This window comes from Acidiplasma sp., from assembly GCF_038728925.1.
GTDB classification, from domain to species: Archaea; Thermoplasmatota; Thermoplasmata; order Thermoplasmatales; family Thermoplasmataceae; genus Acidiplasma; species Acidiplasma aeolicum.
The window spans coordinates 1-12,233 of sequence record NZ_JAVYSZ010000007.1 but is presented as its reverse complement, the minus strand read 5'-3'; the positions used below and the strand labels follow the sequence as shown (position 1 = coordinate 12,233).

Annotated in this window: 13 protein-coding genes; 4 read left to right on the top strand and 9 right to left on the bottom strand. The window is 35.5% G+C overall.

Annotation, left to right across the window (positions count from 1 at the left end):
• Positions 1-20 precede the first annotated feature (20 nt).
• A complete protein-coding gene (locus QXW15_RS03960; protein WP_048101549.1) occupies positions 21-446 on the bottom strand; it encodes an NUDIX hydrolase in 426 nt (141 codons plus the stop codon).
• A 6-nt stretch (positions 447-452) separates the two neighbouring features.
• Positions 453-1,979, bottom strand: a complete 1,527-nt coding sequence (gene ppcA / locus QXW15_RS03955) for a phosphoenolpyruvate carboxylase (protein WP_055040910.1) — start codon at positions 1,977-1,979, stop codon at positions 453-455.
• A 214-nt stretch (positions 1,980-2,193) separates the two neighbouring features.
• Between ppcA and QXW15_RS03950 the strand changes: the two genes are divergently transcribed.
• The 3 genes from QXW15_RS03950 to QXW15_RS03940 are packed head-to-tail and all read left to right on the top strand — an operon-like array spanning position 2,194 to position 4,624.
• Positions 2,194-2,613 (top strand): hypothetical protein, encoded by a 420-nt coding sequence (locus QXW15_RS03950; RefSeq protein WP_054964344.1) that lies wholly within the window; start codon positions 2,194-2,196, stop codon positions 2,611-2,613.
• Between the two features lie 54 nt (positions 2,614-2,667).
• Positions 2,668-3,870 carry a bifunctional phosphopantothenoylcysteine decarboxylase/phosphopantothenate--cysteine ligase CoaBC gene (coaBC, locus tag QXW15_RS03945; protein WP_231563418.1) on the top strand — a complete coding sequence of 401 codons (1,203 nt, stop codon included), beginning with the start codon at positions 2,668-2,670 and terminating at the stop codon, positions 3,868-3,870.
• Position 3,871: 1 nt separating this feature from the next.
• Positions 3,872-4,624 carry a carbon-nitrogen hydrolase family protein gene (locus QXW15_RS03940; RefSeq protein WP_048101825.1) on the top strand — a complete coding sequence of 251 codons (753 nt, stop codon included), beginning with the start codon at positions 3,872-3,874 and terminating at the stop codon, positions 4,622-4,624.
• An 11-nt stretch (positions 4,625-4,635) separates the two neighbouring features.
• Here QXW15_RS03940 and QXW15_RS03935 read toward each other — a convergent pair whose 3' ends face one another.
• From QXW15_RS03935 to QXW15_RS03915, 5 genes are all read right to left on the bottom strand, one after another.
• Positions 4,636-5,097, bottom strand: coding sequence for a hypothetical protein (locus QXW15_RS03935; RefSeq protein WP_055032522.1), 462 nt, complete (start codon positions 5,095-5,097; stop codon positions 4,636-4,638).
• A gap of 81 nt (positions 5,098-5,178) precedes the next feature.
• Positions 5,179-6,105, bottom strand: coding sequence for a membrane dipeptidase (locus QXW15_RS03930; RefSeq protein ID WP_048101545.1), 927 nt, complete (start codon positions 6,103-6,105; stop codon positions 5,179-5,181).
• Between the two features lie 48 nt (positions 6,106-6,153).
• Positions 6,154-7,215 (bottom strand): sn-glycerol-1-phosphate dehydrogenase, encoded by a 1,062-nt coding sequence (locus QXW15_RS03925; RefSeq protein ID WP_287954269.1) that lies wholly within the window; start codon positions 7,213-7,215, stop codon positions 6,154-6,156.
• A gap of 8 nt (positions 7,216-7,223) precedes the next feature.
• Positions 7,224-8,597, bottom strand: coding sequence for an aspartate aminotransferase family protein (locus QXW15_RS03920; protein WP_287950077.1), 1,374 nt, complete (start codon positions 8,595-8,597; stop codon positions 7,224-7,226).
• A gap of 11 nt (positions 8,598-8,608) precedes the next feature.
• Positions 8,609-10,090 carry an APC family permease gene (locus tag QXW15_RS03915; protein WP_048101542.1) on the bottom strand — a complete coding sequence of 494 codons (1,482 nt, stop codon included), beginning with the start codon at positions 10,088-10,090 and terminating at the stop codon, positions 8,609-8,611.
• Between the two features lie 162 nt (positions 10,091-10,252).
• On the opposite strand from QXW15_RS03915, the gene QXW15_RS03910 reads away from it, so the two are divergent.
• The gene (locus tag QXW15_RS03910; protein WP_052656751.1) at positions 10,253-10,711 is read left to right on the top strand and encodes an Lrp/AsnC family transcriptional regulator; all 459 of its coding nucleotides are present in this window, start codon (positions 10,253-10,255) and stop codon (positions 10,709-10,711) included.
• Here the strand turns inward: QXW15_RS03910 and QXW15_RS03905 are convergent.
• Together QXW15_RS03905 and ftcD are read right to left on the bottom strand one after the other, a co-directional pair.
• A complete protein-coding gene (locus QXW15_RS03905) occupies positions 10,698-11,306 on the bottom strand; it encodes a cyclodeaminase/cyclohydrolase family protein (protein WP_048101540.1) in 609 nt (202 codons plus the stop codon). The genes QXW15_RS03910 and QXW15_RS03905 overlap by 14 nt on opposite strands.
• Complete coding sequence (gene ftcD / locus QXW15_RS03900) at positions 11,293-12,192, bottom strand: glutamate formimidoyltransferase (protein WP_342790004.1); 900 nt, start codon at positions 12,190-12,192, stop codon at positions 11,293-11,295. Before ftcD ends, QXW15_RS03905 begins: the two co-directional genes overlap by 14 nt.
• Positions 12,193-12,233: the final 41 nt, after the last annotated feature.

The window sequence follows — 12,233 nt, the reverse complement described above, 5'->3', positions numbered from 1 at the left end:
TGTCACACAATTTTTATTTTTTATATTTCCCTGTGAACAATTGAAACCGGCAGCTTGCATGTTTTGATTTTATTAAAAAATTCTATTGTTGTTTCGTTTATTTCATTGCCATTTAAACTGTTTATATCGAAGAATTTTATCTCCAATGAATCTGAACCGGCCTTTAAATTTCCACCCATTATGATGCACTCATAATCAAGTATTACATAATGAAAATTTGTATTAATGAATTCTGCCACGGCCATGAGTTTTCCAGTTTTTATTATCAACCCGGTTTCCTCGTGCATTTCCCTTTTAAGTGCCTCCTCAAGTGTTTCATTTAAATTTACCTTTCCACCTGGTATGGCCCATTTATTTTTATTGGGCTCATCCCTGCGTTTCCCAAGCAGTACCTGATTGTTTTTTATTATAATTCCACCAACAGCTATTTTTGGCAATCTGATCATTTCTTCTCATCCCAAAAATTTTCTTATTAAACCCATCTCATATATGTAATCGCGCATTTCATCAAATTTACCATCCTTAAATGCCAGCATTGTAAGGGATGAGTACATTAGATGTTTTCTGATTCCATATGAATTATCTGTTGGGACACCAATATTATTTTCAACATATCTCATATCGGATCTTATCATATTTATTATCTCATCATCGATATTCCATATCTCCTTAAGCAATTTTAGTGAATCATAATTAAAATACCTTGCACTCATCTTCAGGTCAAAATTCAAGTTTAAATACAATTTATGTATTAATTCATATTCCGGTTCGGTCATTTCATTCAGGGATGCTATTCCAAGTATTTCCGGGGGTATCCCCATTGAGTACAGGGCAGCAACAAAGGATATTGCACGTGGAAGAACGGCCTTTCCTGTACTCCTGGAGTAACCAAACAATCCTATGTGCAGTTTTCTTGCCCTTCTCTTGGGCAAATATAATGTAATATCATTTATGGGCCTTGCAATTGCCTCTATTTCCCTCTGGAATCTTTTTTTATATTTGTCAAGTATGGATTTAAAAATATTTAAATCAACATTATCAGGCAGTTTCCTGTAGTCTGGATCATGCAGGTTAATTTGTGACACCGCCTTTTTTACAGTGTTTATATCATAATCAAATTTAAACGCGGACTGTACTGTATATGTATAGTATGAATCATACTCCTCCAGTGCATTTACCGTGTTATCCGGGCCAAGGTTACCCCTGAATGGTGATGACCCTGCACCAAGCATGGGGTAAATGTTAATATTGAGTTTATTGCTTAATTCCCTGAGTCTTATGGCCGCAAATTTTGCCAGAAGTGTGGCAGGAAGCATTCCATAATTCATTGCCGGATCTGATCTTGCTATAAATACCCTCATGTGATCTGGACCTGCAGCCCTATAATATCCATTAATTATGGAATCTATATTTAATATTGAGTCCATATCCTCTATTAATGGAATTACATTAATTTTTTTGGGGTAAACCTCACCTGTAACATCCCTTGCATATACATCGTCATAAAGCTTAATATCCTGCTGTCCAACTATGGCCTTTTCATAGTACTTTAAAACACCCAAAAGATCGGTATAATCGGTTGTAAAGGGTATTATTACCTCAAAAATTGGTGGTGTCTTATTCATATAAACCCTGTTGCCAACATCATAATTAAGCGGTATGCTTGATAATGTTTCAGTTAATATTTTCCTTTCTATTCCCTCTATTCTTGGGTTTGGAACCCTGTATGTTAAAAATATATCCCTTCCAAGAATGTTCTCACTAAAAAATTTGTTGTCCTTGGAAATAATTTTTCTCACAACATGTGTGTCAACATCCTTTCCCTCAGCATCCCACATAACCTCCTGAATTCCCATCTTCTTATATGCTATGTATGCTTCCTCGATCTCATCCTCATTTTTTATAATGGCTTTATCATGAGACCATTCCGGCATCCTTGCATTATCTGGATGCTGTGTGGACATTGTTTTTGGTATCATAACCTAGTTAAATGCGTTATTATATAAATATAAATCTGTATAAAATTGCACTGTAGATAATATTTTAAATAATATTGTTTTAAAATATATCAAAATTATTAAATTGTTTATTTAATAAGTGGAAGTCCATGCAATCGGCATTAATGTTATGCATTCAAAAACATTTATTAAAAAAATTGGAAATAATAATATATTATCCTTGCATGCAATTTATATGGAAGAGAAATTTAAATACGCATATTACTTCACAGGCGGTTTAGTTTTACTGCTTTTCATTCAGTTTATTCTTGGAATATATATTAATCTTTATGTTAATTTTCCGCCAATAACATCCCACGGATTCATGAGAATGCCCATGACTAACTTTATACCAATTATGATTCACATGGTCTTTGGCTTTCTGATTTTATTTGCATCATTTATTATATTTTATTTAATGCTTAAAATCTCTGATAATGTGCTGATTATATCATCCACAATAAGCTTTATTTTTGTCCTGATAGCAGGCCTTTCAGGCTTTTTATTCCTCTTTAATGAATCAAATACATATTCATTTCTCATGGCATTTTCGTTCATAGTCATATTCGTGCTTCAGTTTGTGAATATTTACCGGCTTTCAAGAATTCAGAAATAATTTTTAATTATGTTTTGGGTCAAAATAAAAATATGTATAAAATGAAATAATATAATGGACATGCTGGAATACGATAAAAATCTTTTTTCAAGGACACTTGAGGGTTATACTGTGGTTTTGGCCCTATGTGGAAGCATTTCAATATACAGAATACCGGATCTGGTAAGAAATTTAAGAAGGGAGGGTGCAGAGGTTATTACTGGAATGAGCTTTAATGCAGCACAGTTCATAAGCCCCGAGGTTATGAAATGGGCATCTGAAAACAGTGTGATAACCAGAATATCAGGAGAATTGGAGCATATCAATATTTTTTCTGAAAATGGCGATAAAAAAATTTTTTTGGTAGCTCCTGCATCATATAACTGTATTGGTAAAATATCCTCAGGCATAGCAGACACGGTGCCATCATTATTTTTTTCACAGGCACTTGGCAGTAATGTTAAAACATTAATAGCACCTGCCATGCACAGGTCAATGATGGAAAACCCTGTAAATAAAAAAAATATAGATAAACTGATTTCAATGGGTATTTCCATTGTAAATCCAGTATATTCAGGGGATAAGGCAAAATTGGGCGATAATAACTGTATTATAGACCATGTTTCAAGGTGTGTTCATAATGAACTTTCAGGAAGGAGAATATTAATTATCTCTGGAAGGGGGGAGGCCAGAATAGACCCTGTAAGGTCCCTGACAAATGACGGAACAGGATTTACCGGTTACTGGATTGCAAGAAATGCATTTAGGCTGGGTGCTGATAAAATAACATACATAGGGAATTCTGAGGAATCAATGCCAGATTATGTAAATTACATACCTGCAAAAACCTTTGATGAGTTTAAATCAAATACTATAAAGGAATTAAAAAACAACTATGATATTGTTATAGTATCCGCTGCACTGCCGGATTTCGAGGTTATTAATAAAAACGAGGAAAAATATGATAGTAATAAGGAAATCACAATAAAACTCAAACCTGTTAAAAAACTGTTAAATATTATAAGAGAAAATTTCTCAGGGCTTCTTGTTGCGTTTAGATTAACATCAGATTTCAATGAGGATGTTATGGCGCATTTTAAAAATGTACCCGACCTTGTTGTTGTTAACACCTATAAAATGGAACCTTTTGGGAGGATAACAAATCATTACATATTTGCCGGTAATAATATATCAGAGGATATGGGTGTTATGCCCAAGCCAGTAATGACCAAAAAACTGCTTATTTATCTCTCAGGATTAAAAGGCAGGGGTGTATAAAATGCCTGAGATAGGTGCATCAATAATACAGTTAAAGCGTACTGATAAAAATTCGGCACATGACAATGCTGTAAACTCATTGAAAAATGTAAATTCAGAGATTATACTCTTCCCGGAAAAGTGGATAACAGAAAAACTGACAATGGAAGAGGCTTTATCCATAATAGAGGATCTAGGAACAGAAAATATACCATATTTCATTCCCGGGTCTTTTTCAATACAAACAGACGCTGGCCTTTTTAACAGATCATTTTTTGTACATTATGGAAAAATTGCCGGATATCAGGACAAAATAATGCTGTATGGAAACGAGAAAATTCATTATAACAGTGGAAATATTATCACCATATTTTCACATAATGATTTAAAATTCGGAATAGCAGTATGCTATGACATTGATTTTCCTTACTATATGAAAATCCTTGCAGGTAATGGATGTGATATTGTATTAAACCCATCATTAATTGGCCATGATTTTAATGTGGAATGGCATATGTACATAAAAATAAGATCTCTTGAAAACAGAATGCCGGTAATGTCTGCCAATTCTATTTCAGACCCATATCTGGGGGAATCAATAATGGCTGTACCGTTCGGATTTAAAAACGGATTTAGAGTAAGGACAAAAATAGAAAAATATAAAAATATTGAAGATGTAATAAATACTGAAGACTACCGTGACGGAAGAAATAAAAGGTTTATGGAGGATCCCGGTAAATACGCTGGGCCGGAATCCAAAATAATAAAATTTTAGATAAAATTATTTTATTTTTTGTATGTATCAAGGGCCCTCTGATAAAATACATCGCGCATGATCCAGAAGGCCTCGAAGTATTCCGGTAAAAATCTGTGTTTGTAATCATCCTTTTTCGACATTTTTTCATAGTAATACATAACCTCAACTGTTTTTAATACGGCCCTGAAGAGAAGCCTGGAAACCCTGTTCCTGCTTTGAATTATATTATAATCGTCTTTCCATCCCTTAACAGAGGGGAGGGTCTTTAAGAACTGAAAATCATCTGGTTTTTCACCGGTTATTAAAAAATTCTCAAAAGACTGTATAAATTTCAGAATTCTGGAGTACTGAATGCTATCATTGTCCAGCTCAATAAGCCTGGAAACCTCCATGGCTAGTTCATACTCTCTGGTAAAAAACAGCTGTATATCGGCGTCATACCCCTCATCCTTTTGATTTATTAGGCAGTGGAAGGTTGGGAATTTATCCATAAATGTTGAATATATGTTATTTTAAATATTTTTTTAAATAATCACCAAATTATATATATGTATTTAAATAAATTATTATAATCATCCCAAAATTTTCTCTATTATCCTGTAGGGATTCTTAAAAAATACATCCTGATAATGATCAAGTTTTGATTTTAATTCCTCCATTTTAATTATATTTTCAAAGCCAGCAGGGACATCGTTTATGCCAAGAAAATCTGTTCCAATGCCAACATATCTCCACCCATAGTTGTCTCCAATATAATTGATGTTTTCTATAATTCCATCAACACTGGCATGATTGAGTGTGGCGGGAATTGCGGTTATACCGATAATACCATCTGTCTCTGTAATTGCCTTTATTTCCTCGTCATCTATGTTCCTTGTGTGTTTTTTTAACGCTGTTAAATTTGTATGTGAATCTATTACCGGTGCCTTTGTTAACGCACAGGCTTCAAGAACGGTTTTTCTGGATGCATGTGCAAGGTCAATAATAATACCAGTCTTGTTTGCTATGTTAATCAATTCCTCACCAAAGCCGGTAAGTCCATAATCCTTTCTGGACATGCACGACGCTGCAAATTTTGTATCATAATTCCATGTTAATCCAATGGCACCAAGCCCAAGGTTTTTTAATATGTATAAATCATCGGGCTGATTCAGAACATCGGTGCCCTCCATTGAAATCAAAAAATTAATTCCATTGTTTATATCACTGTATCTTCTTACCAATCTTAAATAACCTGATCTCTCAAGATAATAGTAAAATTTAAACTGGTCCATCATTATGCTGTACTCTGGATATGTTCCTTCCTGTTTGAACCCATAATTCTTTGTCATTTCATCTGACAAATCAGTGTATGCTGGAATATGTGGAAAAATAACAGAAAATATTGTTACCTTTTCAAATTCCCTGAGCATATTTATTCCAGACTGGCCGTTACCAGATATTATATCACCGCGCAATGAAGAAAACGCGAAATCCTCATGCATATCAACAAATTCCATCATGGTTTATATGGCAATCCTATATTAATTATTATTGATTATTATAAATTAAATAACCATTGTATACCTTGCCAGCCTCTCGGCAGAACCCTCTGAAAGGCCGTTGATACCAAGTATTGTATACCATGGCCTCATTGTATGTGCAATTGTAAGCGCCTTTATTATTTCTTGGGGTTTTATATCCAGGTCTGCAGCTGTTGTGGCCGCACCAACATCGTTTAAATAGCCCCTAACCTCGCCATCCTTTTTGGATTGTATATATGCCATCATAATGGTGCCAAGGCCGCAATACTCACCATGATTTGGCATTCCATGTATTTTTTCAAGTGCGAAGGTAAATAAATGTTCGCTTCCTGCCGCAACCCGGGTTGTTCCAGAGAGCTGCATGAGATAACCATCTGTAACCTCAGACAAAAACAATGTTTCTATTCCGATATAATTCATTGCCGCAACATCCGCAATCCTCTTCTTTAATAAATTGGTTGTGGCCTTTGCAACATTCATGGCGAAATCATTATATGTTTCACCTGCAAGCCAGAAGGCAAGCCTCCAGTCATAAAGTGCAGACATCTTTGAAAGCATATCACCAACCCCAGCAGAAATGTATTTTTTTGGCTGGTTTTTTAATATTTCATAATCACCAACAATAAGCGAGGGTGCCTTCGTCTGGAATGCCTCGTTTTTATCATCAATCCATAAAACAGAGTATCCGGTAGCTATTGCATCGCTTGAAAGAAGCGTTGGAACTGCAATAAAATTAAGTTCAAGTTTAGCAGATATATATTTGCACACATCAAGTGTGGAACCGCCACCAATGCCAATTATAAAAACATCATTTTTTGATGAATAATTTTTAATTATAGCTGTCAAATTCTCAGCATTTTTAAGTGTTGGCTCTATTTTTTCGTAAATAAATGTGTTAACATAAAATCCACTGGATTCAAGAGAATCAACCACTATTTTACCTGCTATTTTAAATGCTGTTTCTCCCGATATAACAGCAGCGGTTCCGGTTATCCCTATATTTTTTAGATGCCCGCCAATATTTTTTAATGATCCAAACCCCGCCTCAATGTTTGCAGAGAATTTCATAAATTTAAACTGCTGCATGTAACCATCTATTTCATTTTTTTAGTGACCTCATCCAGTGATTCAGAGAATACATCAAGTCCAGATTCTATTATATGATCCTCTATTGTGAGTGGGGCTATATACCTCATTACATTTCCATAATGCCCGCATGTAAGCATAAGCAGTCCATGCCTGAAAAGAGTTTCCTTCATGGCATTTGCCATTTCAGTGGCAGGTTCCCTTGTGCCTTTATCCCTTACAAGCTCTGCAGCAATCATGTAGCCAAGGCCGCGAACATCACCTATGAATGGATTCTTACCGGCCATTTCCTCAAACCTTTTCTTTATATATCTGCCCTTGCCTGTCACCCTGTCCAGAATATCACTTGTTTTTAAATAGTTTAAAATTGCAGTTCCGGCGGCAAGTGCCAGTGGGTTAGCCCGGTATGTGCCAAGGTGAAAGCCTGCAGGCAGATCCCTGTCATAATCAGCACGGTATGAAATCATTGATGCTGGTATTCCACCACCAACACTCTTTGATATGCACATAATATCCGGGCTAACATTATAATGCTCGGATGCCCATATTTTCCCGGTTCTTCCCATTCCACTCTGAACCTCGTCAAAAATAAGAGGTATTGAATATTTTTCAGTAACCTCCCTTAACATCGGAAGAAAATCATCAGGTGGGACTATGTATCCCCCCTCACCCTGAACAGGCTCAACAAGGACACCCCCTATTGATCCGGGACCTGCAGCCGGATCCCTTATTATATATTCAAGCTGTTCTATGACGACCTTGCTTATATCCTCCTCAGGAACATTTACCGGAAATCTATATGGATAAGGAAATGGAAGGTGGTATATATCCCTTGGGGATATTCCGGCATAATCCCTGTAATGATAATTTGCTGTTGCACCCACAATGTCCCCGGCAACGCCATGATATGACCCACCAAAGGCAACAATGGTTTTTTTGCCTGATACATGCCTGGCAAGGCTTATTGCAGCCTCGCATGCATCGGCACCGGTAACAGTAAACATTGTCCTTGCATGGTCCTTAAGTTCCTTTGGTAGCACTGAATTTAAAGTTTTCAAAAAATTGATTCTTGCCTCCGTGGGGACCTCATTGATATGAACTATTTTTTCAAGCTGCTCCTCTATTGCATGCCTGACAATAGGGTTGTTATGCCCAAGATTTAAAACACTAATGCCTGCAAACCAGTCTATAAATATATTGCCGTCAAGATCCATTACTGTTGATCCCCTGGCATTATCAACGGCAAGTTTAAATGCCCTTGTATAGGTTCTGCTCTGTGTTTCAAGCATGTCCTGCTCATTTAACGCAATCCTTGACCTTGGACCTGGCAGCTCTGTTTTTATTACAGGCGCCTCATCATAACTTAAATTATATACCTCCATTTTAATCACCCTTAACTGTTTTCACTTATTTCCATTTCAGCATCATAATTTCCTGCATTCTGCAGCACTTCCGGTTTTTTAAATTTATAATATAATGTAACCGCAACCGCACCAACAACTATCCAGAGAACCGCGAGTATAACTATAATAAAATACGCAAGATTAAGCGTGTTTGGATCAGATATATATGTCTGTATGTTTGTAAGCACTGTATAATAAATAATAACAAGCCCAACAAAACTTGCAATGGTCGGCATAACATAATGGTACAGTATGCTTGATTCCCCTGTTTTCTTAAGCACCGTGTGGCTAAAGAATGTAAGAGATGTATTTCCAATTATATGTACTGTAACTATGCATACGCCCGTCATTGTTAAAAGAATTAATGCGGCGTTCACAGGTCCAAAATATATGCCTGTTATTATATCAAGCACAAATGAAATGGCAAGCCAAACAAGCATGGCATGTCCTGGTGTTCTGTATTTTTTATGCACCTCACCAATATACTCCGGAAATATGACCCTATCCCTGGCTGCGGAATACCATATCCTGCTCACTGCATTTGTTTTTGAAACTGCATACGAAAAATAGCTATTTGTAGTGAATATTATTAATAAAATGAACCCAACAGGTCCAAGATATCTATAGAATACAATAAGTCCCGGATCAGGTGCGCTGGCAAAGGCTGATATTGATGGAAGGCCCCATCCAACAACAAGGGCATATGAGGCCGGTATCAGTGCAAGCCCTGCAAGAAGCCATGCAATTAAAATTGATTTTCTCACGTTTCTCTTTGAATTTTTCATCTCCTCGGATATTGTTGTAACAGTGCCAAGTCCGGTGAAATCCACTATGGAAAATATAACTCCAAAGAAAAAAGAACCTATGGCACTGCCTGTTGGCAGGTAAAATGGCTTTAATGTATTTGCCGATCCAAGCCTTGCGATAATTATAAATGAGCCTATGACAAGTAGCAAAACCTCAAGCATTCCGGTAATTGCCATATAATTTGTTGACACCTTTATTCCAAGATATGGAAGAATAAACATGTAGAGTGTTATTATTACAGCAAAGAGGATCCATAAATATGGTATATTGCTAATATAGGTTGAGATCGCAAATATGAACGCAGATAAACCGAGTATGCCGAAGGCCTGACCTGTAAAGTTCTCACCCATCCATGTAAATAGCGCCATTGGTCCGAAGCCGCCACCCCTGGTGCTACCCGCAGCATATGCATAATAACTTCCCGCATTTGCCTTGTATTTTGAAAATTCATATGGCATTATCATGAATAAACCGTATGAAAGCCATGCCACTATAATTGCCAGCGGTGTGGCAACAAGTGCAAATGCAACGGTGCCAAGTAATAAAATTGCCACATCTGCAGCCGGGCCGACATATGATAAGGACTGAAAAATTCCCTGAATGCTGCCAACAGCATTGCTTTTTAATTTATTTGTTCCAGAAGAATGCTTAATCTCATCAACCATACAAATATAAACTTAAGATGATATAAAATGATTCTTATGATTAAGTGAAACAGTATTTTATAGCAATAATTTTTCCTTTTTTATTATTAAAACAAAATTTTTTGACATAAAAACATATTTATTGATAGAAAATATAAAATAGTGATAAAACTTTTAATCATTATGGTGGATGAATTTGATAGAAGAATATTAACCATTCTTAAAAATGATTGTGATGTGCCATTAAAGGAAATTGGCAAAAAGGTTGGATTATTTTCAGCCTCCGCAATTAGCAAGAGGATAAATAAACTAAAGGAGGATGGCATAATAAAAAAACAGGTTGCACTCCTGGATTATGAGAAATTGAATTTTGATTTTATATCCATAATATTTGTTAAAACAAAATATCATAAGGATTATGCACAGATAATTGGCGACAAGCTAAAATCACTTCCAAATGTTGTTGCAGTATTTTTTATACTGGGTGATATTGATTTTGTTATTCTGACCGTGAACAGAAACAGGCAGGATTTTTTGCGTATAATGGAAAAGCTCACCAGCATGGACGAAATAGAAAGAAGCGATTCACGGGTTGTTGCATATACAATTAAGGATATTGATTTCTCATCTATAGAGCTTTAAATATATCTTTTTCATAGGACTCTGCCATTCCAAATATCCTAAGGCTCTCCTCATAAAACAGTTTAATTTTCAATTTTTCTGTAAAAATATATTCTGAGCCTTTATATATCCCTAAATTTATGGCGATGTTTCCCAGAGATGCATTTATTGAGGAGTATGCCATATATGCCGAGGTTATATCATCTGTAACAAGATTTTTATTTCCATTATAAAGAAGATAAACTGCATTTTCAAGGTTTATCAATGATCTAATTGCTATTTTCCATGATGTTATTATGCTTTTTTTTACCGCATAATTTATTTTATTGGGCCTGTTTTTATCATTACGGGAAATTCTTAAGGCATCCATTATGTCCATAAAATTTTTTTCATCCTCATTCATTAAACTTTTTAAGTCATCTATAATTTTATTGCTCTGTAAAACAATATTATTATATTTCCCGTAATTTTCCCTGAGCTTTTCCTTTTTTAATGATAGCAGGGATGCCATTGAATTTAATGATGCTGAAAATATTGATGTTAATGCTGATGCAGATCCACCGCCGGGTGCTGCAGAATCGCTTTTTAAATTATTTATATATTCATCTATTTCCATAGCTTCCTAATATTTTATATTCTAAAATATTTTTGCCAGATATATCCGCCTTTATGAATTTTCCAAGGGATAATGCAACAGCGTCAGCAGGCAGGAGACCAATTATCTCACTTGATTCTATGTCAAATCCCATACCTTTTGCCTCGGAATCTATAAAATTATATATGTTATTAATTGGTGAACATTTATAACAGTATATATTCATGGATAACTGCGTGTAACCCTTTGACTTAATTGGGAATGCAAGTGCCTTTACCCCCTTAAAATATTTTCCTGATCTTATTTTTTTCACAATCATATTTACCTTTGAAACGTCATCTGTATTAATATTCACATTATAGGCTATAAGGAAATTTCTTGCGCCAACCATCATTGCACCTGCACTGCCCAAAACAGCAGGTCCGTAATCAGGTTTATATTTTTCCTCCAAAATATGCTGTTTTAGTTCCTCATACTGAAAATGCATATTCCTTATGTATGATATATCCCTCCTTTCCGGAATTTTCGCTGATTCACCATACATATAAACAGGGATGCCAAGCTCGCTACCTATTCTATAACCAAGTTTATTTGATATTTCTATGGCCTCATTCATGGTGGAATTTCCCATTGGAACTATAGGAAGCACATCCAGCGCACCTATTCTTGGATGCAATCCCCTGTGTTTTTCCATATCTATAAGTTCCTTTGCACTTTTTGCAAGGTCAAACAGTATCTGTACAATCCTATCGTTATCTGCTATCAACGTTATAACACTTCTGTTATGGTCCCTATCAGATGTGCTGTCCAGAAAAGTACCTCCGCCTGATGTTATTATGCCTTTTAATATTTCAATTATATTCTCATCGGATGTGCTAAAATTGGGGACTGATTCACAAATATTCATGATATATTATATATTATAGGTATTTATACTAATTTGTTTTA

Coding starts and splice junctions, on each gene's coding strand:
- QXW15_RS03940 (WP_048101825.1), top strand. CDS start 3,872: ATGCCTGAGATAGGTGCATCAATAATACAGTTAAAGCGTACTGATAAA.
- QXW15_RS03905 (WP_048101540.1), bottom strand. CDS start 11,306: ATGGAAATAGATGAATATATAAATAATTTAAAAAGCGATTCTGCAGCA.
- ppcA (WP_055040910.1), bottom strand. CDS start 1,979: ATGATACCAAAAACAATGTCCACACAGCATCCAGATAATGCAAGGATG.
- QXW15_RS03960 (WP_048101549.1), bottom strand. CDS start 446: ATGATCAGATTGCCAAAAATAGCTGTTGGTGGAATTATAATAAAAAAC.
- QXW15_RS03930 (WP_048101545.1), bottom strand. CDS start 6,105: ATGGAATTTGTTGATATGCATGAGGATTTCGCGTTTTCTTCATTGCGC.
- QXW15_RS03925 (WP_287954269.1), bottom strand. CDS start 7,215: ATGCAGCAGTTTAAATTTATGAAATTCTCTGCAAACATTGAGGCGGGG.
- QXW15_RS03950 (WP_054964344.1), top strand. CDS start 2,194: ATGGAAGAGAAATTTAAATACGCATATTACTTCACAGGCGGTTTAGTT.
- coaBC (WP_231563418.1), top strand. CDS start 2,668: ATGGACATGCTGGAATACGATAAAAATCTTTTTTCAAGGACACTTGAG.
- QXW15_RS03935 (WP_055032522.1), bottom strand. CDS start 5,097: ATGGATAAATTCCCAACCTTCCACTGCCTAATAAATCAAAAGGATGAG.
- QXW15_RS03910 (WP_052656751.1), top strand. CDS start 10,253: ATGGTGGATGAATTTGATAGAAGAATATTAACCATTCTTAAAAATGAT.
- ftcD (WP_342790004.1), bottom strand. CDS start 12,192: ATGAATATTTGTGAATCAGTCCCCAATTTTAGCACATCCGATGAGAAT.
- QXW15_RS03915 (WP_048101542.1), bottom strand. CDS start 10,090: ATGGTTGATGAGATTAAGCATTCTTCTGGAACAAATAAATTAAAAAGC.
- QXW15_RS03920 (WP_287950077.1), bottom strand. CDS start 8,597: ATGGAGGTATATAATTTAAGTTATGATGAGGCGCCTGTAATAAAAACA.